Source organism: Sphingopyxis sp. SE2, assembly GCF_032227185.1.
Lineage (GTDB): Bacteria > Pseudomonadota > Alphaproteobacteria > Sphingomonadales > Sphingomonadaceae > Sphingopyxis.
This window is the reverse complement of sequence record NZ_JAPMXW010000001.1, coordinates 456,714-479,336: the sequence shown is the minus strand read 5'-3', so window position 1 is coordinate 479,336 and position 22,623 is coordinate 456,714. Positions and strand designations below refer to the sequence as shown.

Here is a 22,623-nt window from a genome sequence, read left to right as displayed (position 1 = left end):
ATGGCGCGGTGGCTGGCGTTGCTGATCGCGGCGTCGCTCACCGCATGCTCGGCGACGCCGCCCACCTCGGTGCCGGCGCCGCCTCCATCGCCGCGCATGATCGCCGATCTCGGCGCGGGCTGGCAGTTTCGCTTCGATGAAAAACTGACGCCCGAGACGGCGGCTGCGCTGCCCGATGGCGGTTGGGCGCCGGTCGTCCTGCCCCACACATGGAATCGTCTCGGCGAATATCGCGTCGGCCGAACCGAAGCGACCGACAACAGGCAGGGCATCGGCTGGTATCGGCTGCGGCTCGACGGCGCGACTTTGCCCGCAGGCCGCCGCCATGTGATCGAGTTCGACGGCGTCGGCAATATCGCCGACCTGTGGGTCAACGGACGCAAGGCCGGCAGCCACGCCGGCGCCTTCTCGCGCTTCCGCTTCGATCTCACCGGATATCTCGATCCGGCTGGTTCGAACCTCATCCTGCTGCGCGCCGACAACAGCAAGCCCGAGCCCGGCAGCAGCACGCAGCATGTCATCCCGCTCGACGGCGATTTCTTCATTCACGGCGGCATTTATCGCGGCGTCCGGCTGCTCCATGTCGCACCCAGCCATATCGCGCTCGACGATCATGGCGGGCCCGGCGTCTACGCGACCCCGCGCTTCGCCGCCGATGGCCGCGCGACGCTGGCGGTGCGCGTAAAGCTCGCGGGCGCGGCGGCTGGACAGAGCCTCGTCGTCACCTTGCGCGATGCCGAAGGACGCCCCATCGCCGAAGCGACGACGCCGCTCGATGCGCAGCAGCGCGAGGCGCAATTGACGCTCGACGTCCCCGCTCCGCGCCGCTGGAACGGGCGCGCCGACCCCTATCTCTATCGGCTAGAGGCGAGGATCGCCGATGCGGGCGCGTCACTCGACAGCGTCTCGGTGCCCGTGGGTTTTCGCGAATTCCTTATCGATCCGAACAAGGGCTTTTTCCTCAACGGCAAGCATCTGCCGCTGCATGGCGTCTCGCGACATCAGGACTATCTCGGCAAGGGTTGGGCGCTCGCCCCCGAGGACCATGAACGCGACATGGCGCTGATCGCCGAAATGGGCGCAAACACCGTGCGCTTCGCCCATTATCAGCACGCGCCCGAATGGTTCGAACTCGCCGACCGTTACGGCATGATCGTGTGGGCCGAAATTCCCTTCGTCAACCGGCCGTCGAACGACGGCTCGACCGGATCGCCCGAACTGGTCGCCAATGCGAAAGCGCAGATGGTCGAACTGATCCGCCAGAATTACAACCATCCCTCGGTCGTCACCTGGGGCATCGGCAATGAGGTCGACCTCGACATGGCGACCGGCCGTGCCCCGCCGAGCGCCGACGCCCGTCCGCTGCTGCGCGACCTCGACGCGCTGTCGAAGGCCGAGGATCCGACGCGCCCGACGGTGATCGCCGATTGCTGCGAGGCGACGCACGAGGGCGCGGCTCCGTCCGGCGAGCGGCCCCGCCAGCCGGTGCTGACGGGGCTTGCCGCCCTGATGGGATACAACCGCTATTTTGGCTGGTATTACGGCGACGTCGCCGACCTTGGTCCGCATCTCGACCGTATGCACGCGCGCTATCCGGCGATCCCGATCTCGGTTAGCGAATATGGCGCGGGCGGCGCGCTCAGCCAACATGTCGAGGATGGATCGACCCACAAGATCGCGCACGCCAGCCGCATGCACCCCGAGGAATTCCAGAGCTGGTATCACGAGCAAAGCTGGTCGCAGCTTCGCGACCGCCCCTATCTCTGGGCGAGCTGGATCTGGAACATGTTCGATTTCTCTTCGAAAATCCGGCAGGAAGGCGACGCGACCGACGTCAATGACAAGGGCCTCGTCACATTCGACCGCAAGGTGAAGAAGGACGCCTTTTTCTATTACAAGGCCGAATGGTCGACCGAACCCGTCGTCCATATCAACAGCCGGCGCTGGACGCGGCGCACCGAAGCGACGACGCGCATCCGCATCTATAGCAACGCACCGAAGGTCATGGTGATGCTGGGCGACAAGCCGCTGGGCGAGATCGCCTGCGCCGCAAGCATATGCGAGATCGGGGACGTGCGGCTCGCGCCCGGCGTCAACCGCGTGACCGCCTCCGCCCGCTTCGCCGGCAGGGTGGTCAGCGACGTCGTCGAATGGACGCTGACGCCGCGCTGAGCGTCGCTATTTCGCTTCGTCCAGCCAGCCGCCGGTGAAACCGATGCGCTTCAATCCGCGAACGATATGCGGATTCTTGCGCATCACCTTCCACACCAGTCCGCTGCGATGGTTCTCCATCATCGCGAGGATCGGGCCCTGGTCGATGCCGAGATAATCGTTCGCGACCCAGCCGTGAACGGGGTCGATTGCGCCCGATTTCGAACCGGAATCGGCGAAGGTGAAGCCGGGGTTGAACGCGTCCTTGAAACCATAGCGCGTATAGAGCCGGGGGCCGTATTGCGTGCGCATCGCCATCAGCGCGGGGATCGCCGCTTCGGGTGCAAAGGCGACCGAGCCGCCGGCCGCGGTCGGGACGACGGTACCGTCGTCGACGACGCGGATCGCGCTGACGCCGCGCGCCATATAGCCGTTGAAATCGCGCGGCGTGCTGTTGACGCTATATTTGCCTTCCGAATAGCCGGGCCCGTCGGAGGCGGTCCAGCCCCAGATGTCGGCGCTATAGCCCGGCCATTTGTTCGGATTGTCGGCGCCATAGGCGCGCTGCGCCAGCGTCGCGCGGCGGCTGTTCTCGAAATAGTCGATCCCCTTGCCGCGCATGAATTCGTCGCGAATACCGCGGAAGTCGACCCAGACATGGCTGTACTGGTGCCCGAACAGCGGCTCGAACTGGAGATGCTCTTGCCCGTAATAGGTACCCCAGTCCTTTTCGAGGTCGGCCGCCCAGCCCGTGTCCCACGCATCCTTGCCGACGGGGTGCGTCGGCGAACCCAATGCGAGGATATAGACGAGCATCCCCTCATTATAGCCGACCCAGTCGTGGGTCCCGAAATCGCCGCCTTCGCCGCGTTCGGGATACCAGCCCATCGCGATCGCCTTTTGCCCGCCGCCATTGGCTGATGGAATCCGGCTGTTTTCGCGCTGGACGAAGGTCCAATCGACGCGGGCGTAGATTTTTTCGGCGAGGTCGCGAATCTCCGCCTCGACGGGCGTGTCGCGGTCGTAATAGCTCTGCGCGAAGAGCACGCCGCCGAGCAGCAGCGACGTATCGACGGTCGAAAGCTCGGTCTTGCCGCGCCGCGTTCCGTCCTCATTGTTGAGGAAATGATAGAAGAAGCCCTTGTGACCCGCCATCCCGGTCGCGGCGGGTCCCTGCGGGGCGGTCCAGTAGAAGCGCAGGCAGTCGCGCGTCCGCTCCGCCGCTTCGGCGCGCGTGACATAGCCGCGCTCGGCGCCGACGCCATAAGCGGTGAGCGCGAAGCCGGTCGCGGCGATCGACGAGAAGGGATTGCTCGGCCAGCGATCGGGCGCGAGGCAGCGCTTGGTATCGGTCGTGTCCCAGAAATAGCGGAAGGTCCGCTCGCTCAGCTCTTCCGAAAAGGCGGCCTCGGTCAGCGGGGCGAGCGTCGATGCGGGGACGGCGGCGGAGGGCGCCGGGCTCGGAGCGCAGGCGGTGGCCAGCGCGATCAGGGGCAGGACAAGGACCCCGCTGCGGAACGACATGAAATACTCCAAAAATTGAGGCGCCCGGCCCACGGGAGGGGGGTGCAGGCCGGGCGCCCGGTCAGCCGGTCAGAAAGAGAAGCCGGCCGAAAACTTTAGCGTACGCGGCGGGTTGCCGCCAACGCCATTGCCCGAAATGCTCAGATAGTCGGGCGACGTCGGGTCATTGTTGTAATCGACATAGTTGCGGTCGTTGAACAGGTTCAGAATGTCGACGCGGAGCCGCAGGCGCGATTCCTCGCTGATGAACCTGAACGGGATATATTTGGTGATCGCGATGTCCATCTGGCGGAAACCCCAGCGATCGCCGTTGCCGTCGGCCTCGTTCGAGATCACGTTGCGCGACGGATTGGCGCCGCCGACATCGATGAACCGCTTGAGATATGGCGGCGAGGCGATCTGGAACTTGCCCGACAGCGTAACCCCGATCGGCAGATCGACCGACCCCGTCGCGACGAGGCGATGCTTGCGCACCCCGCTCGACCGCGTAATCGGATAATCGTCGAGCGACGGAAAATCGAGGCTGAACGTCTCGCCAAAGTTTCGGTTCTCCTCGGCCTCGGTATAGGTGTAGGTCGCCGAGAAGCTCCACGGCGAAGCCGCCGTGTAGTTCTTTACGAGCTTCAGATAGCCCGAATCCGCACTGGTTTCGAGGCCGTTCGTTCCGATGATGATCGAACCGAAGCCCGGCGGGGCGAAACCGAAGGGCGATCCCGGTGCCGCCGGCGCGGGCGGGAAGAAGGTGCCGTCGGGCCGGCGATTGCCCAAGAGATAGGCGAAACCATCCTTGCTCTCGATGTGGCTGTAACCGACTTCGGCTTCGAACAGCGGAGTCACGCGCGCACGGAAGCCCAAGCTGAACTGGTCCGAATAGGGCACCTTCAGGTCATTGTCGATGAAACGCAGTTCGCGTCCGCCGCCCGGCCCGGCCTGCGCCAGCAGTTGAGCGCGGCCGGCTTCGGTCAAATAGACCGGATCCCAAGGAACGCAGGTCGGTCCGGGAACGCATGTGTTGTTCGGGTCACCCGTGATGAAGTTGAATGTCCGGGTCGTGTAGGAACCGACGCTGATCTCCTGTTGCAGGAAGTCGAACTGGTTGCGGTCGTACGAGCGGCCGAAACCGCCGAACAGGACATAGCGTGCCTCGTCGTCGAGTTCGTAGCTGAAACCGATGCGCGGTTGCCATGCCCCGGTGAACGCCTTGCGTTCCGATCCCGTCGAGATGAAGTCGTTGATGTCGTAATCGGCGTTGATCAGGTTCGGATAATTGGCCGGCGACACCGCATTGACCGCGTCGGCGGGGTGGACGAAGTCGAGGAAGGCCGGCGTCCGCTCATAGTCCCAGCGCACGCCAAGATTGAGCGTCAGCCGGTCGGTGACCTCCCAGTCGTCCTGGACATAGATGCCGAACTGGAAATTCTTCGAATTGACAATCGGGCTGCCGTTGCCGGTCTGCGCACCGAACTGGACGCGATACGGAACCTCGTCGTTGAAGCTGCCGCCGCCTGGATTGAAAGCGGGATTATAGGTATAAAGCGGGTTGAAATTGCCGAGCTGGAGTGTGTTGAGTTCGACCCATTTGGCCTTTGCGCCAACCTTGATCGTGTGGCCTTCGAAACCGGTCCAGGTGAAGTCGTTCTGGACGCCCCAGCCCTTCTGGCCCTTGTCCTGATAATTGCCGCCGCCGCCGGTGCGCAGAATGTCTCCGCGCACGACCACGCCCGGCTGCGGGTTGGTCGGCGACGGACCCGCATAGGCAAAGAGGAACGCGTTGCCGAATTCGACCGGCGTGGGCGCCCATTTGACGTCTTCATAGGTCAGCTTGAAATCATTGATCCAATTGTCCGCCGTATGTTCCCACCGGCCGGTCACGCGCAGTTCCTCGACATCTTGCGAACTGATCGTGCTGCGGGCGTTGATGCCGCTCGACAGAAACTCGCCGCTTTCCTTGCGATATTTGCCCGACACCTCGATCAGGTCGCTGTTCGAAGGCTGGAAACTGAGTTTGCCGAAATACAGATCCTCGTTGAAGGTCGCGTTGGTCGGCCCGAACACCCCCTGATATTCCGAAGGAAAATAGCTGACCGGCAGGTTGAGCCCCGGCCGGACATCGACCGGATTTTCTTGCCTTTTGCCTTCATAGGTCACGAAGAAGTGCAGCACGTCCTTGATGATCGGACCGCCGAGCGCACCGCCGAACTGGAAATCCTTGGTCTTGACCTTGCCCGTCGTGAGCTCGTTCGGACGCGCGTCGCGCAGGCTCTGGTCGGTATAGTCGATGAAGGCTTCGCCGTGGAATTCGTTGGTGCCCGATTTGGTCACCGCCGTAATCGCGACCGAACTCACCTGGTCGAACTCGGCCTTATAGTTCGATGACAGGACGCGATACTCGCCGACCGCGAGCTGCGGGAACGGGTTGCCTTGCGTCGAATCCTGCCCGGTAACCCCGTTCTTGAGAACATAATCCTTCTGCCCGACACCATCGATGAAGATGTTGACGCTGCGGCTGTCCTGCGCGCCGCCCTGGAGGCGCGACTGCCCGTTACCGCCGGTCACGAACTGGACGCCCGGCGCGAGATCGGCGAAGGCGAGGAAGTTGCGGTTATTTTGCGGCAGCACCTCGATCTGGCGCTGCGTGATGTTCGAGCCGACCTCGCCGCCCTCAAGTGAACGGATGCGCGTACCGGTGACGATGATCGCGTCGCCCTCGGCCGACGCGATGTCGGGCTGCGAGAAATCGAAATCGAGCACCGCGCTCTGTCCCACCGAGAGCGTAAACTCGTCGGTGCGGCGGACACCGTTCGGCGTCGTCAGTTCGAGGCGATAGGTGCCGACGGGGAGCGAGGCGATATTATAGCTGCCGTTCGCGCCCACCGCGACGCTGCGCGTCAGGCCGGTATCGACATTGATCGCGGTGACCTGCGTCACGCCGCCTTCGGCCTTCACCGTGCCGCGCAGCGAGGCGTTCGACACCTGCGCGTGCGCCGGCGTCGCGACGGCAACGGCCAGTGCAGCGCCCGCGCTGCTCCATGCAAGCGCCGCGGCGAGCCGGCGTGCGCGCGACCGGTGCGCGGTCATGGTCTGAAATTCATACGAAAACTTCACGGCATCCTCCCTTTTTGTGCCCCGACCATTTCCGCCCTCGCCTTGCCAGCCGCCCGGCCTTGCCACCGTGCAGCGACGAGTCGCGAAAACCGCGTCGTTGTTTTTTTGATTTGTAACCGGTTTCACGATAGCTGTATAGGGGGAAGCGACACAGATGGATATGATCGGGGGCCAGCCGGTTTTCGGCCGAAATTCGGCCAATCCGCGTGACAATGTATAAGCAAACCCGACCGGGAAGGACGAATCATGCCGCCGATGACGCGCAACCTGACATGCCTGACGCTGGCCACCCTGATGGTGGCAGGACAGCTCACCCCCGCTCCGCTCATGGCGAAACCGGCGACGAGCAAGAGCGAGGCCGCCCCGGAGGATTCGACGGGATGGATGCGCCCCGATCCGAAGATGGATCGCTTCATCGCCGAACTGATCACGAAGATGACGCTCGACGAAAAAATCGGCCAATTGTCGCTGCTGACCAGCGACTGGGATTCGACCGGCCCGACGATGCGCCAGGGCTATCAGGACGATATCCGCAAGGGGCGGATCGGGTCGATCTTCAACGCCTTCACCGCCAAATATACGCGCGACCTGCAGCGGCTGGCGGTCGAGGAAACGCGGCTCAAGATTCCCCTGCTCTTCGGCTATGACGTCATCCACGGTCACCGCACCATCTTCCCCATCTCACTCGGCGAATCGGCGAGCTGGGACTTGAAAGCCATTGAAAAGGCAGCACGAATCGCGGCGACCGAAGCCTCGGCCGAGGGCATTCACTGGACCTTCGCGCCGATGGTCGACGTCGCGCGCGACCCACGCTGGGGCCGCATGTCCGAAGGCGCGGGCGAAGATGTCTATCTCGGCAGCAAGATCGCCGCCGCGCGCGTGCGCGGGTTCCAATGCGACGATTTGAAGCGCGTCGATACCGTGCTGGCGACGGCGAAGCATTTCGCCGCTTACGGCGCCGCGCAGGCGGGGCGCGATTATCATACGGTCGACATTTCGGAGCGCACGCTGCGCGACATCTATCTGCCGCCCTTCAAGGCCGCGGCCGATGCCGGCGCGGCGACCTTCATGACGTCGTTCAACGAGTATGACGGCGTCCCGGCGTCGGGCAGCCACTATCTGCTGACCGACGTCCTGCGCGAGAAATGGGGCTTCAAGGGCTTTATCGTAACCGATTACACGTCGATCAACGAAATGGTCGCGCACGGCTATTCGAAGGACCTGAAGCAGGCCGGCGAACAGGCGATCAACGCCGGCGTCGACATGGACCTGCAGGGCGCGGTGTTCATGGACCATCTCGCCAAGTCGGTCGCCGAGGGAAAGGTCGACGTGAAGCGTGTCGACGCCGCGGTGAAGGCGATTCTCGAGATGAAATACCGCCTCGGCCTGTTCGAGGATCCTTATCGCTATTCCGACGAAGCACGCGAGAAAGCGACCATCTATCGCCCCGACTTCCTCGAAGCCGCGCGCGATGTCGCGCGCAAATCGATCGTTCTCCTCAAGAACAAGGACAATGCCCTGCCCCTCGCCGCAGCGGCGAAGTCGATCGCGGTGATCGGCCCGCTCGGCAACAGCAAGGAGGACATGATCGGCAGCTGGTCGGCGGCGGGCGACCGCAAGACGCGGCCGGTCACCCTGATCGAGGGGATGCAGGCCGGCGCACCGAAGGGGACGAGCGTCGCTTTTGCCAAGGGCGCGAGCTATGCGTTCGCCGACGCGGGCAAGACCGACGGGTTCGCCGAAGCGATCGCGCTGGCGCAGAAATCCGACGTGATCATCGCGGCGATGGGCGAACGCTGGGACATGACCGGCGAGGCGGCGAGCCGCACCTCGCTCGACCTGCCCGGCAATCAGTTGGCGCTGCTTGAAGAGCTCAAAAAGACCGGCAAGCCGATCGTCCTCGTGCTGATGAGCGGGCGGCCGAACAGCATCGAATGGGCCGACGCCAATGTCGATGCGATCCTCGAGGCCTGGTACCCCGGCACGATGGGCGGCCATGCGATCGCCGACGTCCTCTATGGCCGGTACAATCCGTCGGGCAAGCTGCCGGTCACCTTCCCGCGCAATGTCGGGCAGGTGCCGATCCATTACGACATGAAGAATACCGGGCGGCCGATCAATCCGGCGGACCCCGATGCGAAATATGTCTCGCGCTACCTCAATACGCCGAACACGCCGCTCTATCCGTTCGGCTATGGCCTCAGCTACACCAGCTTCACCTATTCGCCGGTGACGCTCGACCGGAATAAGATCCGCCCCGGCGAGACACTGACGGCGAGCGTTACCGTGACCAACAGCGGCGCGCGCGACGGCGAGGAGGTCGTGCAGCTTTACGTTCGCGATCTTGTCGGATCGGTGACACGCCCGGTGAAGGAATTGAAAGGCTTCGAGAAAATCAACCTCAAGAAGGGCGAAAAACGGACGGTCCGCTTCACCCTGACCGACGCCGATCTGGCCTTCACGCGGCAGGATATGAGCTGGGGCAGCGAGCCCGGCCAGTTCAAGCTGTGGGTCGGGCCGTCGTCGGCCGAGGGGCAGGAAGCCAACTTCGAGCTGACCGAATAGGATGCGCTTTCGCCTTCCTCTCGCGCTCGCGCTCCCGCTCGCTTTCGTTGCCGCGGCGGGGGCAGAGCCGGCCGCACGCCCGAACATCGTCTACATCATGTCGGACGATCATGCCTATCAGGCGATTTCGGCCTATGGCTCGCCGCTGTCGAAGCTGGCGCCGACGCCCAATATCGACCGGATCGCGAAAAATGGCGCGATCTTCACGCAGAGCTTCGTTGGCAATTCGCTGTGCGGTCCCAGCCGCGCGACGTTGCTCACCGGGCGGCAGAGTCACGCGCATGGTTTCACCCAGAACGGCCAGCGGTTCGACAATAATGTCTGGGTCTGGCCGCGCGCGCTGGGCCAGGCGGGCTATGCGACCGCGATGTTCGGCAAATGGCACATCAACTATTCGCCCGAAGGCATCGGCTTCGACGACTGGAAAGTGCTCGACGATCAGGGCGAATATTATAACCCTGACATCATCACGCCCAAGGGACGCAGCGTCGTCGAGGGCTATGCCACCGACCTCATCACGCAGTACAGCCTCGACTGGCTGAAAACCGGGCGCGACAAGTCGAAGCCCTTTGCGATAATGATCCACCACAAGGCGCCGCACCGCAATTTCATGCCTGCGCTGCGCCATGTGCGGAAATATCAGGGCGTGACCTTTCCCGTGCCGGGCAATTATTTCGACGATTATCGCGGCCGCATCGCCGCAGGCACACAGGAAATGAACATCTATCGCGATATGTATGAGGGGCACGACCTCAAGATGACGGTCGCGAAGGGGTCGGCGCAGCTGCGCTACAACCGCTGGCCCGGCGCTTTCGACCGGATGACGCACGCACAGCAGGCCGAATGGGACGCGGCGATGCAGGCCGACAACGACCGGCTCAACGCCGCGCCGCTGTCGGGCCGCGACCTCGCGCTGTGGAAATATCAGCGTTACATGCAGCAATATCTGGGCACGATCGCGGCGGTCGACGAAGGCGTCGGCGCGGTGCTCGACTATCTGGAAGAAAGTGGCCTCGATCGGAACACGATCGTCGTCTACACCTCCGACCAGGGCTTTTACCTGGGCGAGCATGGCTGGTTCGACAAGCGCTTCATCTATGAAGAATCGATGCGCACGCCGTTCCTGATCCAGTATCCGGGGCATATTCGCCCGGGCACCCGCATCGCTGCGCCGATCCAGAATATCGACTATGCGCCGACCTTCCTCGACTATGCCGGGGTCAAGGGTCCGGCGACGATCCAAGGCCGGTCGATGACGCCGCTACTGGCCGGCCGCACGCTGCGCGACTGGCGCAAGGATGTTTATTATCATTACTACGAATTTCCAGGGTTCCACGCGGTGCGCGCGCACTATGGCGTACGCGGCGAGCGGTACAAACTCGTGCGTTTCTATGGCGAAGGGCTCGACGCGTGGGAGTTTTACGACCTGAAGAAAGATCCGCACGAGATGGACAATCGGATCGGCGATCCGGCGATGAAGGGTCCGATCGCGGCGATGAAGCGGCGGCTGGTCGAACTGCGCCGCGAATATAGGGATACGAGTGGCCCCGCCATTTCCTGACCGGGTTGCGACGGCTGCTTGCGGACGGTAGGCGCGATGGCGTGAGCCCCGAACCACCCTCTGCGTTCGCGCCCTTCCGCTACCCGGCGTTCCGCGCGATCTGGATCGCGAACCTTGCGTCGAACATGGGATCGATGATCCAGTCGGTCGCGGCGGCGTGGCTGATGACCGAGCTGACCCAATCGCACCTGCTGATCGCGCTGGTGGCCGCGAGCACGACGATCCCCGTCATGCTGCTCGGCATCTTCGCCGGCGCGATCGCCGACAATTTCGACCGGCGACGCGTGATGCTCGCGGCGCAAACGGGGATGCTGATCGTCTCGGCGGCGCTGACGGTCACGACCTATATGGATGCGATCACGCCGCTGACGCTACTGTTCTTCACGCTCGCGGTCGGATGCGGCACCGCGCTCAACGGCCCCGCGTGGCAGGCGTCGGTGCGCTTGCAAGTCGGTCCCAGGGATTTGCCGCAGGCGATCGCTCTCAACACCATCGCCTTCAACCTCGCGCGCAGCGTCGGGCCCGCGCTGGGTGGGATGCTGGTCGCGATCGTCGGCACCGCCGCCGCTTTCGGGCTCAACGCACTAAGCTATGTCGCGTTGATCGTCGTGCTGCTGCGCTGGCATCCCGAAACGCTGCCGCCGCGAAGGACGCCGATGCTGACGGCGATCGCCGCGGGCATAAGATTCTGCGCGCATTCGGACCCGGTGCGCCGCGTGTTGATTCGCGGTTTCGCCTTCGGTTTCGGCGCGGCAGGGTTTCAAGCGCTGCTTCCTTCGCTCGTCCGTGACCGGCTGCACGGGACCGAAATCATCTACGGCCTGTGTCTTGCCGCTTTTGGCGCGGGGTCGATCTTTGCCGCGCTGTGGGTCGGACAGGCGCGGCGCCGCTGGGGCAGCGACCGGGTGGTGACGACCGCGTCGCTGATCTTCACCGCCGCGATGCTGCCGGTCGCGCTGACGGCCAACCTCCCCGCCCTGATGGTCGCCGCCTTCGTCGCGGGCGGCGCGTGGGTCTCGACGCTGACGACGCTGAACGTCGCGATGCAGCTCCGCTCGCCCGAAGAGATACTCGGCCGCTGCCTGTCGATCTATCAGGCGGTGACCTTCGGCGCGATGGCGCTCGGCGCCTATACGCTCGGGCTGGTCGCCGACCTCAGCAGCCTGCCCGCGGCGATCCTCGGGTCCGCCGGCTGGCTTCTGCTCTCCGCGCTGGTGCTGCGTTTCGTCGCGCCGATGCCGCGCCGCGACGAGGGCCGCATCCTGCCCTGAGCTTAGGGTCAGGACCCTAGCCCGCCTCTTCGATCGTGAAGCGGCTGTTCGATAGCGCGAGTTCGTCGCCGCAATGGCTGCACGCCGCGACCATATGCAAGTCATGGCCGCACGGACGATGCGTCAGCAGCACCGGCGGCCCGCGCTCGTCGGAAAACCATTTGTCGCCCCATTGCAACAGCGCGAGCAGCACCGGGTAGAGATCGCGCCCCTTGTCGGTCAGGCGATATTCGACGCGGTCGGCGTGGCTCGAATAGGGCACGGTCTTCAAGATACCCTGCCGCACGAGCCGTTCGAGGCGGCCGGTCAATATGTTCGTCGCCATCAGCGTGTCGCGCTGGATATCGTCGAAGCGGTTGATGTGCGTGAACATCGCGCGGACGACGAGCGTCGCCCAGCGATCGCCGAACAGCTCGATCATCGTGTCGACGAGCGGACGGCCGCCGGGGCGCCGGGCGCCGACTTCGCCGTTGAAGCGGCGGCGCTCGTAATGCGGGACGACCTGTGCAAGCCCCGGCCCCTCGCGCCAGTCGACGTCGCGCGGATCGATCTCGGCGCGGCAATGCGCGCATACGGGCACGGGTTCGGTCGCATGGCCACAGGTGGCGTGGTGAAGCCGGACCTGGAAATCGCGGCTGTCCGCCTCCCACTTATGCTGCCAGCGCAGCATCATCAGGCCGTTCGGGAATTGGTCGCGGCCCTTCTGCGTGAGGACATAGTGAAAGCCGCGCCCATTCTTCTTGGGCACTTTGGCGAGGCAATCCTCCTCGACCAGCTTCTTGAGGCGGCCGTTGACGACCGAGCGCGCGAGGCCGGTGCGCGCGACGAATTCGTCGAAGCTGTGGATGCCGAGGAACGTCTGTTCCATGATCAGCAGGACCGGCACGTCGCCGACGACATCGAGCGCGCGCCAGATCGAGCAGGCCCTGATGGTGCGGTCGTGTTTCAAATAAGCCGTCCTTGCCTCTCCCCGCCCCTAGACCAAGGCGGGTGCATCGACAAGGCTAGCACCCGCGACAGGAGGGCGGCGGCGTGCCGCCCTCCCCGAGTCAGAAGCGTCCGGTCAACTGCACCGCGATCGTGCGCGGGCGGTCGACGATGCCGTTATAGGCGTTGCCGGCGTTTCGCGTGATCGTCGTCGCGAGCGGCATCGAACTCGCGGTCTGCAGGATGCGTTGGTTGGTGAGGTTGCGGCCGATCAGTGCGACCACCCAGCGATCGTCGACCTCAGCCAGCGCAAGCCGCGCGCCGAGCTTCACATAACCGTCCTGATGCGTGCGCGGGTCGAGGTTCGCCGCCGCGATATAGGAGGAGGAGAAGTCGGCATTAAGGTTGAACGCGACCTTCATGTCGCTCGTCACCGGCGTAGTGTAATCGAGGTTGAGGTTGCCCGACCATTTGGGGCTGAGCGCGTTGCGCTTGCCCGAATAGTCGCAGAAGCCGTTCGCGTCGGGCGTCTGCAGATAATAGCATTGGCCGTCGGTGAAATTGCTGAACTTGAAGTCGAGATAGGCGACCGCGCCGCTGACCGTCAGCCCGGGGGCGGGCGCGGCGCGGAAGTCGGCCTCGACCCCCTGCGTGCGGGCCTCGGCGGCGTTGCGGACGTTGAAGTTGAGCGTGCCGTCGAAGATGTTGACCTGCAGATCCTTGTAATCGGTGCGATATACCGAAAGATTGAACGCGACACTGCGCCCCTTGTATTTGACCCCCGCCTCGAAATTGTCGGCGCTTTCGTCCTCGAACTCGAACGCGCCGGGCCGCGCGACGGTGGTCGAGGTCGGCAGCGAGTTCGACCGGATGTCGAAGCCGCCCGCCTTCGTCCCCTTGGCATAGGAAGCGTAGAGCATCAGATCGTCGGTCGCGTCGTACTGGACGTTGACCATCGGGTTGAAGCTGTCCTCGCTGATCTTGCCCGAGATGCTGTGTGCTTCGATATTGAGAGCGCGGAACACCGCCGCAACGACCGGCGCGGGCGCGGTGCTGAGCGGCCCCTGCACGATCGCGAGGCTGCGGCTGCCCGTCTTCTTCTCATGGTTGAAGCGCGCGCCCGCGGTGATGCGAAGCCGGTCGGTGACCGACAGCTCGCCTTGAGCAAAGCCCGAGATCAGGTCGGACTTCTGCGCATAATCACGATCGTTGCTGGTATCGCCGAGCGCGCTGAAGGGGGCGCCCAGCGCGAGAAAGGTCGGGTTGAACAGCGTGAAGTCCTGCACGTCGAGCTTCGCATGCTGGTAATAGACGCCCGCGATATAGTTGAACGCCTCGCCGCCCGGCGACGCGAGGCGGAGTTCCTGGCTGAACTGGCGATAATCCTCGCGCAAGTTGGTGCCGTCGAGGAAGCTGATGCCGGAGAAATCGACGTCGACGATCTCGCGCGTCTTGTAATCGAGCAGCGACGAAACCGAGGTCAGCGTGTGGTCGCCAAGCTCAAGGTCGGCGTTGAGCGTCGCGCCGAACACCTTGTTCCGGCTTTCATAGCCATTGTCTTCGCGGACGAAATCGGGATCGGTGCTGACGAAGAAGGGTCCCTGGAAGACGGCATTGTAATTGCCGACCGCGCCGAACACGTCGCGCGGCTGCCCCTTCGTTTCGAAGTCGGCATATTCGAGCTTGAGTTCGGCCGCGAACGGCCCGCCCTTGTCGAATTCGAGCTTACCGCGGACATAATATTCGTCGACGTTCGGCTCGTCGCGGTCGAGTTCCTGATTGTAGAAATAGCCGTCCATCGAGCGATGATAGCCGACGACGCGCGCTTCGATGCCGTCGCTGAGCGGCCCCGACAGCACGCCGGTGAGCTGCACTTCCTTGTGGTTGAATTCATAGAGGCCGCTGACCGAGCCTTCGAACTCGTCGGTCGGGCTGCGCGTCGTGATGTTGACCGCGCCCGCGATCGCATTTTTCCCGAACAAAGTCGGCTGCGGGCCGCGCAGGACCTCGACGCGCTCCATGTCGACGAGCGGCAGGCGCGAGAGCTGGTCGCGGCCGTAATAGACGCCGTCGACGAACATCGCGACCGACTGTTCGAAACCCTTGTTGTCGCCCGATGCGATGCCGCGGATCGCGATGCGGTTGGCGATCGCGGTCTGGGTGATCTTGAGGTTCGGGACCGACGAGGAGATTTGTTCGAGGTTGGTCTGGCCATAACTTTCGACCTGCTTGCCGCTGACCGCCGAGATCGAGATCGGCACGTCGGAGAGGCCCTCGGCGCGTTTCTGCGCGGTGACGATGATTTCCTCAAGCCCGCCCTGATCGTCAGCCGGCGCCGCGTCCTGCGCAAGGGCGATACCGGGGCTGGCAAGCGCCGATGCGGCGAGCAACGCGACCAAATGCTTTTTCATGAAACTCTCTCCCTCCCACCATCGTCAGGTTTGCCCCGCGATGTTTTTCTGGCCTTGCGACTCATATCGTCTTTAAGTATCGTTATGCAAGTCAGATAATTTGGAGAGGATCGAAGGTGCCGAAAAACGGCCTGCCAACTGCGCTGATGCGGAATTTGCGCCTGCCCGCGATCGCGGCGCCGATGTTCCTCGTCTCGGGTCCCGAGATGGTGATCGCGGCGTCGCGTTCGGGGGTGATCGGCAGCTTCCCGGCCCCCAATGCACGCACATCGGCCGACCTCGAAGACTGGGTCAGCCGGATCGATTCGGCGCTGTCGAACGATCCCGACGCCGCAGCCTGGGCGGTCAATCTGGTCGTCCATCCGTCGAACAACCGCCTGCCCGAAGACCTCGCCTGCGTCGTGCGCCACAAGGTCCCGCTGGTGATCACCGCGCTCGGCAGCCCGGCGCGCGTCGTCGAAGAAATTCACGGCTATGGCGGGCTCGTCTTCGCCGACGTCAATTCGGTGGGTTTCGCGCGCAAGGCGGCGGCGGCCGGAGTCGACGGGCTCGTGCTCGTCGCCGCGGGCGCGGGCGGACACACCGGCGCGACCGCGGGCTTCGCCTTTGTCGAGGAGGTGCGGCAATTCTGGGACGGGCCGCTCGTGCTCGGCGGGGCGATCTCGACCGGCCATGCGATCCGCGCCGCCGAAATCCTCGGTGCCGACTTCGCCTATCTCGGCACCTCGTTGATCGCTTGCGCCGAAAGCATGGCAGTGCCGGGCTATAAGGACATGGTCGTCGCCGCTGGCGCCGAGGACATCGTGCCTTCGAAGGGCATCACCGGCGTCACTGCCAACTGGCTGAAGTCGAGCCTGATCGCTGCGGGCTACGATCCCGTCAACATGCCCCAAGACAAGCGACCAAATTTCTCCGACGCGCAGGACGATGCCAAGGCGTGGAAGAATGTGTGGTCCGCCGGCCAGGGCGTCGGCGCTGTCCGCGCGGTCGAACCTGTCGCGACCATCGTCGATCGTCTCGTGAAAGAATATGATGCAGCCGCCGCAAGGCCACGCTTTGCAGCTGCCGAAGGAGCCCTCGCATGACCGCCCAGCTCGTCGATACGATCACCACCACGATCCAGCCGAACGACCACCCCTATATGAAGGGCGCCTGGCGCCCGACCTATAACGAGTGGAACGCGATCTTTGCCAATGGCGATGCCGAGGTGATCGGCAATATCCCGACCGACATCGACGGCGTTTACGTCCGCACGGGCGAGAACCAGATTCACGAGCCGATCGGGCGCTACCACCCCTTCGACGGCGACGGCTTCATCCATGCGATTTCGTTCAAGGATGGCCGCGCCAGCTATCGCAGCCGCTTCGTGCGCACCAAGGGGTTCGAGGCCGAAAAGGAAGCCGGCCGCTCGCTGTGGGCGGGACTGATGGAGCCGCCGCACAAGTCGACGCGCCACGGCTGGGGGGCGCAGGAATGGCTCAAGGATTCAAGCTCGACCGACGTCGCGATCCACGCGGGCAAGATAATCTCGACCTTCTACCAGTGCGGCGAAGCGTACCGGCTCGATCCCTTCACGCTCGAACAGTTCGGTACCGAAAGCTGGGTGCCGCTCGACGGCATTTCGGCGCACTGCAAGGTCGACCTCGCGACGGGCGAACTCATGTTCTTCAACTATTCGAAGCACGCGCCCTATATGCACTATGGCGTCGTCGGCGCGGACAATAAGCTCAAGCATTATATCCCCGTCCCGCTCGCCGGACCGCGCCTGCCGCACGACATGGCCTTCACCGAAAATTATACGATCCTCAACGACATGCCGCTTTATTGGAACGCGGAACTGCTCGAACGGAACCTCCACGTCGTCCAGTTCCATCCCGACGAGAAGACGCGCTTTGCGATCATCCCGCGGCATGGAAGCCCTGAGGACATCCGCTGGTTCGAGGCCGAACCGACCTACACGCTCCATTGGCTCAACGCGTGGGAGGAAGGCGACGAGATCATCCTCGACGGCTATTATCAGGAAGAGCCGATGCCGAAATCCTATCCGAACGCGCCGGAGGGGCTCGAGCGGATGATGGCGTATCTCGATCAGGGGCTGCTCAAGCCGAGGCTCCACCGCTGGCGCTTCAACCTCAAGACCGGGAAAACGACCGAACAGAGGCTCGACGACCGCGACCTCGAATTCGGCATGTTCAACCACCGCTATGCGGGCAAGCCCTATCGCTACGCCTATAGCGCGATCCCCGAGCCGGGCTGGTTCCTGTTCCGCGGGCTGGTGAAGCACGACCTCGATGCTGGGACGAGCGAGGACTATGAATTCGGCCCCGGCCGCTTCGGCAGCGAGGCGCCCTTCGCGCCGCGGATCGATGCGAAGGACGAGGACGACGGCTATCTCGTCTCCTTCATCGCCGACCTCGAAACCGACAAATCCGAATGCGTGCTGATCGACGCGAAAAATGTCGCGGCGGGGCCGGTGTGCCGGATCATTCTGCCCGAGCGCATCTGTTCGGGAACGCATACCGTCTGGGCGAGCGGCGACGATATCGGCATGGGCGAAAACAGTGTGCTGGCCGCCTGAGATGATCGTCGCGGGAGAGGAAAAACGGCGGCGACATCGGGAAAGCGGCTGGTGGGGCGACGAAACCTTCGCCAGCCTGTTCGCCGCCAATGCGGCGGCGCATCCCGAGCGGATGGCGCTGGTCGATGCGCCGAACCGTTACGACTTCGCCTTCGGCGAGCCGCAACGGCTGAGTTATGCCGAGCTGGCGGCCGAGATCGACCGGCTCGCGGGCGCGCTCGTGAAGGCTGGGATCGGCAAGGACGATGTGCTGCTCGTCCAGCTTCCCAATATCAGCGAATTCGTCGCGCTCTATTTCGCTGCGGCGAAGATAGGCGCGATCGTCAGCCCGGCGGCGGTGCAATATCGCAGCCATGAGCTGAAGGGTATGATCGGCGTCGTCGAACCGAAAGCCTTCCTCTGTGCGACGACGGTCAAGGGATGCGATCATGTCGGTGTTGCGGCGCCGCTGCTCGATGGCATCAGGCTGATGACCTTTGGCCCCAATCCACCAGACGAAGCGCTCGACCTCTCGACCGCCGTGGGTGACGAAGCCGCGCTAGCCGCGCATATCGCCGCCAACCCGGTCGATGCCGACGATATCTTCACCATCTGCTGGACATCGGGCACCACCGGCGTGCCCAAGGGCGTGCCGCGCAGCCACAACCATTGGATCGCGGTTGCGGGCGCCGGTTATGAGGCGATGAAGGTCGGCCCGGGCGACGTGCTGCTCAACCCCTTCCCGCTTATCAACATGGCGAGCATCGGCGGCATTACAATGTGCTGGCTCACCAGCGCGGGGACGATGGTGCTGCACCACCCCTTCGACCCCGGCGTCTACCTCAAGCAGATCGCGACCGAGCGGCCGAGCCTGACGATCGCGCCGCCCGCGGTGCTCAACATGCTGCTGCAGAATGAGGCTTTGCTCGCGTCGGTCGACCTCTCCAGCCTGCGCGTCATCGCCTCGGGCTCCGCCCCCCTCGCGCCCGCGATGGTGCGCGGTTTTCAGGACAAGCTCGGCATCATCATCGTCAATGTGTTCGGGTCGAACGAGGGGATGAGCTTCATCACCGGCGAGGCCGACATGCCCGACCCCGACAAGCGCGCGAGCCTGTTCCCGCGTCGCGGTACATATCAGCGCCCCTATGGCGAAGGCCGCGCCCCCAATATCGAAAGCCGGCTCGTCCCGCCCGGCGGCGGCGAACCGATCGAGGCGGACGGCGTCTCAGGCGAACTCCAGATCCGCGGCCCGACCTTGTTCGAGGGCTATCACAATGCCCCCGAGCGCACCGCCGAAGCCTTCACCGACGACGGCTGGTTCCGCACCGGCGACCTGTTCGAGATCGCCGAGGACGGAGATTTCTATCGCTTCGTCGGGCGCTGCAAGGATCTGATCATTCGCGGCGGGGTCAATATCTCGCCCGAGGAGATCGACCAGATGCTCGGCGGGCATCCGCTGCTGGCCGAGGCCTGCACCTTCTCGCTCCCCGACCCGACGATGGGCGAGCGCATCGGACTCGCCTATGTTCCGCGTGGGAGCGACGATGTGGGGATCGGCGAGGTCGCCGATTATCTGCGCGGCCACGACCTCGCGGTATTCAAACTGCCCGAGCGCCTGTTCCGCTTCGACGCGCTGCCGCGCAACGTCACCAACAAGGTGATGCGCAGCGAAGTGCGCGAAATGGCGCTCGCCACTCTCGAAAAGGAAGCCTGACATGGCAAAGAACGTCTTCATCCTCGGCGGCGCGCAGACCGACTTTTCGCGCAACCTCGAACGCGAGGGCGGCGGGCTGTTCGAGCTGTTCCGCGATGTCGCCGAAGCCGCTTTCGTGGCGACGGGGATCGAACCCAAAGAGGTCGAGACCGCGCATGTCGGCAATTTCGTCGGCGAGCTGTTCGCGGGGCAAGGCCAGCTCGGCGGCTTCTTCGGCCATGTCCACCCCGACCTCGCGGGCATCCCCGCTTCGCGGCACGAAGCCGCCTGCGCGTCGGGCAGCATCGCGATCCTCGCCGCCGCCGCCGAGATCGAGGCCGAGCGCTACGGGCTCGCGCTCGTGCTCGGCATCGAGCTGATGCGCAACGTCCCCGGCCAGCGCGCCGCCGAATATCTTGGCGCCGCCGCGTGGGCGGGGCGCGAGGCGCAGGAGGCGCGTTATCTGTGGCCCTATATGTTCGCGCGCGTCGCCGAGGAATATGAGGAGCGCTTCGGGCTCGACCGTGCGTATCTGCGCGGCATTTCGGCGAACAATTTCGCCAATGCCAAGAAGAACCCATATTCGCAGACGCGCGGCTGGGCGATTACCGACGATCATCTCGGTGAGAATGACGAGGTCAATCCGTTGATCGAGGGGAGTTTGCGCAAGTCCGATTGCGGGCAGGTTACCGACGGGGCGGCTGCGATCTTTCTCGCCTCGGCGGAAGTTGCCGAACGTTACGCGCAGCGTCGGGGGATTTCGATCGACTCGATTCCGCGGATCAAGGGATGGGGGCATGCGACCGCGCCGCTGCTCTATTCGACCAAAGTCGCGGAAAGCAGAGGCCAAGGCTTTGTTTTTCCAAGCGTTCGCAAGGCGATGATGGATGCGCTGCGGCGCGCAGAGATGCCCGACATCTATGCGTGCGACGGGGTCGAGGTGCATGACTGTTTTTCGATCACCGAATATATGGCGATCGATCATTTCGGGATCACCAAACCGGGCGAAAGCTGGCGCGCGGTCGAGGACGGGACGATTGCGCTGGGCGGGAAGCTGCCGGTCAATCCGTCGGGCGGGCTGATCGGGCTCGGGCATCCGGTAGGTGCCACCGGGGTGCGGATGCTGCTCGACGGATGGCGGCAGGTCACCGGAAACGCTGGCGATTATCAGGTCGAGGGCGCGCGCAACTTCGCGACCTTCAACGTCGGCGGCAGCGCGACGACCGCGGTCAGCTTCGTCGTCGGCACCTGATTTGAGCGAGGTCTATCTTTACGACGCGGTGCGGACGCCGCGCGGCAAGGCGCGGCCCGATGGCGGGCTCGCCAAGCTCAGCCCGCAGGAGTTGGTGCGCCAGCAGGCGGCGGCGCTTGCGGCGCGATGCGGCGATGTCGCTACGACGCCAGATGTGCTGCTGCTTGGTTGCGTTACGCAGAGCGGCGAGCAGGGTGGGCATATCGCGCTGGTGTCGAAGCTGCACGCGGGGTTGCCCGACCAGACCGCCGCGCACAGCATCAACAATTATTGCGCGTCGGGATTATCGGCGATCGGGCAGGCGGTCGCGAAGGTCGCGAGCGGCGAGATCGCGGTGGCGCTCGCGGGCGGGGTCGAGTCGATGAGCAGCGCGCCCTTCCTCGGCGATCGCGCCGGATATTACACCAACGACGAATTGCCGCCGCGCGCGCGCTTCGTGCCGCCGGTGCTGGCGGCCGACCGGCTGGCGAACAGCGAAGGCATCGCGCGCGCCGAACTCGACGCGGTTGCGCTCGCCTCGCAACTGAAAGCTGCTGCTGCGGAAACCGATCCCGCCCTGCAAGCCTCGCGCGTCGCGACCGGCGCGCTCGACGGCGAGGAGTGTATCCGGCCGCAAACGAGCGCGGAATCGCTCGCCGCCGCACCGGCGGCCTTTGGCGAGTTGCAGGCGCAATATGCGGGCGCACTCGAAGGCGCGACCTTTGAACCGCTGCACAGTATCGCGCATGCACCGCCGATCTGCGATGGCGCGGGGCTGGCGCTGGTCGGCGGCGACGGGCTCGGCATCGCGCCGCGCGCGCGCGCGGTCGCCTTTGCCGAAAGCGGCGGCGACCCTGCTGCTTCGCTGACCGCGGGGTTCGCGGCGATGGACAAGGTGCTGACGCGCGCCGGGCTGACGCTCGGCGAGATGGACCGGATCGAGTTCATGGAAGCGTTCGCGGTCACGATCGCCAAATTCATGCGCGACCGCGATGCCGATCCGGCGCGCGTCAATGTCAGCGGCGGCCATCTCTCCAAGGGCCATCCGATGGGCGCGAGCGGCGCGATCCTGACCTCGACCTTGCTCGACGCGCTCGATGCGTGCGGCGGGCGTTATGGACTGGTCGTGCTGACCGGCGCGATGGGGGTCGGCGCGGCGATGGTGGTCGAGCGGGTGGCTTAGAACCAACTCCTCCTGTGGCGGAGCCATGGGGAGGTGGCAGCCCGGAGGGCTGACGGAGGGGCATTGGCGCTACGGTTTCGGCCCCTCCACCACCGCTTCGCGGCGGTCCCCCTCCCCATCGCTTCGCGACAGGGAGGATTGCGTCTCGCAAAAGCCGATTGCGCAAAAGCGTGGCTGCGCTATGGGCGGCGCGTGCGGGGCTTGCCCCGCGCATGATCGCGCCGGTGCCCGAAAGGGCTTAAAATGGGAACGCGGTAAAGGGGTTCGTCCTGAACCCCCGAAGCCGAGGCTGTCCCTGCAACTGTAAGCGGCGAGCGCGATGCACCGGTTCGAGGCTTTCGGACCAGCCACTGGGATCATCCTGGGAAGGCGTGCATCAAGCCCAGACCCGCGAGCCAGGAGACCTGCCGGCGTGGGTCGCTCAATGCCATGGCCCAGGGAAAG

General features: G+C 64.5%; 13 protein-coding genes and 1 riboswitch. Of the genes, 9 read left to right on the top strand and 4 right to left on the bottom strand.

Features of this window, described 5'->3' with window-relative positions; all coding sequences use genetic code 11:
* Complete coding sequence (locus OVY29_RS02060; RefSeq protein ID WP_313910741.1) at positions 1-2,172, top strand: glycoside hydrolase family 2 protein; 2,172 nt, start codon at positions 1-3, stop codon at positions 2,170-2,172.
* 6 nt (positions 2,173-2,178) lie between these two features.
* On the opposite strand, the gene OVY29_RS02055 is transcribed toward OVY29_RS02060, so the two are convergent.
* Both OVY29_RS02055 and OVY29_RS02050 read right to left on the bottom strand, forming a co-directional pair.
* Positions 2,179-3,675 carry a glucoamylase family protein gene (locus OVY29_RS02055; protein WP_313910740.1) on the bottom strand — a complete coding sequence of 499 codons (1,497 nt, stop codon included), beginning with the start codon at positions 3,673-3,675 and terminating at the stop codon, positions 2,179-2,181.
* A gap of 69 nt (positions 3,676-3,744) precedes the next feature.
* A complete protein-coding gene (locus OVY29_RS02050) occupies positions 3,745-6,780 on the bottom strand; it encodes a TonB-dependent receptor (protein ID WP_313910739.1) in 3,036 nt (1,011 codons plus the stop codon).
* Positions 6,781-7,026: 246 nt separating this feature from the next.
* Here OVY29_RS02050 and bglX point away from each other — a divergent pair, with 246 nt between their 5' ends.
* The 3 genes from bglX to OVY29_RS02035 are packed head-to-tail and all read left to right on the top strand — an operon-like array spanning position 7,027 to position 12,177.
* Positions 7,027-9,345: a beta-glucosidase BglX gene (gene bglX, locus OVY29_RS02045; RefSeq protein WP_313910738.1), complete on the top strand. Its 2,319-nt coding sequence runs from the start codon at positions 7,027-7,029 to the stop codon at positions 9,343-9,345.
* A 1-nt stretch (position 9,346) separates the two neighbouring features.
* Positions 9,347-10,906: a sulfatase gene (locus OVY29_RS02040; protein WP_037554651.1), complete on the top strand. Its 1,560-nt coding sequence runs from the start codon at positions 9,347-9,349 to the stop codon at positions 10,904-10,906.
* 41 nt (positions 10,907-10,947) lie between these two features.
* Entirely contained in the window at positions 10,948-12,177 is a 1,230-nt protein-coding gene (locus OVY29_RS02035; protein ID WP_313910737.1) for an MFS transporter, read from the top strand.
* Positions 12,178-12,193: 16 nt separating this feature from the next.
* Here the strand turns inward: OVY29_RS02035 and OVY29_RS02030 are convergent, their stop codons facing one another.
* Both OVY29_RS02030 and OVY29_RS02025 read right to left on the bottom strand, forming a co-directional pair.
* On the bottom strand, positions 12,194-13,126 hold the full coding sequence (locus OVY29_RS02030) for a winged helix-turn-helix transcriptional regulator (RefSeq protein ID WP_037554648.1): 933 nt from the start codon (positions 13,124-13,126) through the stop codon (positions 12,194-12,196).
* Positions 13,127-13,226: 100 nt separating this feature from the next.
* On the bottom strand, positions 13,227-15,515 hold the full coding sequence (locus OVY29_RS02025; protein WP_313910736.1) for a TonB-dependent receptor: 2,289 nt from the start codon (positions 15,513-15,515) through the stop codon (positions 13,227-13,229).
* 116 nt (positions 15,516-15,631) lie between these two features.
* On the opposite strand from OVY29_RS02025, the gene OVY29_RS02020 reads away from it, so the two are divergent.
* The 5 genes from OVY29_RS02020 to OVY29_RS02000 are packed head-to-tail and all read left to right on the top strand — an operon-like array spanning position 15,632 to position 22,179.
* The gene (locus tag OVY29_RS02020) at positions 15,632-16,600 is read left to right on the top strand and encodes a nitronate monooxygenase (protein ID WP_313910735.1); all 969 of its coding nucleotides are present in this window, start codon (positions 15,632-15,634) and stop codon (positions 16,598-16,600) included.
* Positions 16,597-18,093, top strand: a complete 1,497-nt coding sequence (locus OVY29_RS02015; RefSeq protein ID WP_313910734.1) for a carotenoid oxygenase family protein — start codon at positions 16,597-16,599, stop codon at positions 18,091-18,093. The genes OVY29_RS02020 and OVY29_RS02015 overlap by 4 nt, the downstream gene beginning before the upstream one ends.
* Complete coding sequence (locus OVY29_RS02010; protein ID WP_313910733.1) at positions 18,077-19,786, top strand: class I adenylate-forming enzyme family protein; 1,710 nt, start codon at positions 18,077-18,079, stop codon at positions 19,784-19,786. Before OVY29_RS02015 ends, OVY29_RS02010 begins: the two co-directional genes overlap by 17 nt.
* A gap of 1 nt (position 19,787) precedes the next feature.
* The gene (locus OVY29_RS02005) at positions 19,788-21,017 is read left to right on the top strand and encodes an acetyl-CoA acetyltransferase (protein ID WP_313910732.1); all 1,230 of its coding nucleotides are present in this window, start codon (positions 19,788-19,790) and stop codon (positions 21,015-21,017) included.
* Between the two features lies 1 nt (position 21,018).
* Positions 21,019-22,179, top strand: a complete 1,161-nt coding sequence (locus OVY29_RS02000) for an acetyl-CoA C-acyltransferase (protein WP_313910731.1) — start codon at positions 21,019-21,021, stop codon at positions 22,177-22,179.
* 205 nt (positions 22,180-22,384) lie between these two features.
* Positions 22,385-22,606: riboswitch (cobalamin riboswitch) on the top strand.
* Positions 22,607-22,623 lie beyond the last annotated feature (17 nt).

Bases quoted from the DNA above. Each gene is read 5' to 3' on its own strand.
- OVY29_RS02055 (WP_313910740.1), bottom strand. From the start codon at position 3,675: ATGTCGTTCCGCAGCGGGGTCCTTGTCCTGCCCCTGATCGCGCTGGCC.
- OVY29_RS02025 (WP_313910736.1), bottom strand. From the start codon at position 15,515: ATGAAAAAGCATTTGGTCGCGTTGCTCGCCGCATCGGCGCTTGCCAGC.
- OVY29_RS02060 (WP_313910741.1), top strand. From the start codon at position 1: ATGGCGCGGTGGCTGGCGTTGCTGATCGCGGCGTCGCTCACCGCATGC.
- OVY29_RS02040 (WP_037554651.1), top strand. From the start codon at position 9,347: ATGCGCTTTCGCCTTCCTCTCGCGCTCGCGCTCCCGCTCGCTTTCGTT.
- bglX (WP_313910738.1), top strand. From the start codon at position 7,027: ATGCCGCCGATGACGCGCAACCTGACATGCCTGACGCTGGCCACCCTG.
- OVY29_RS02005 (WP_313910732.1), top strand. From the start codon at position 19,788: ATGGCAAAGAACGTCTTCATCCTCGGCGGCGCGCAGACCGACTTTTCG.
- OVY29_RS02015 (WP_313910734.1), top strand. From the start codon at position 16,597: ATGACCGCCCAGCTCGTCGATACGATCACCACCACGATCCAGCCGAAC.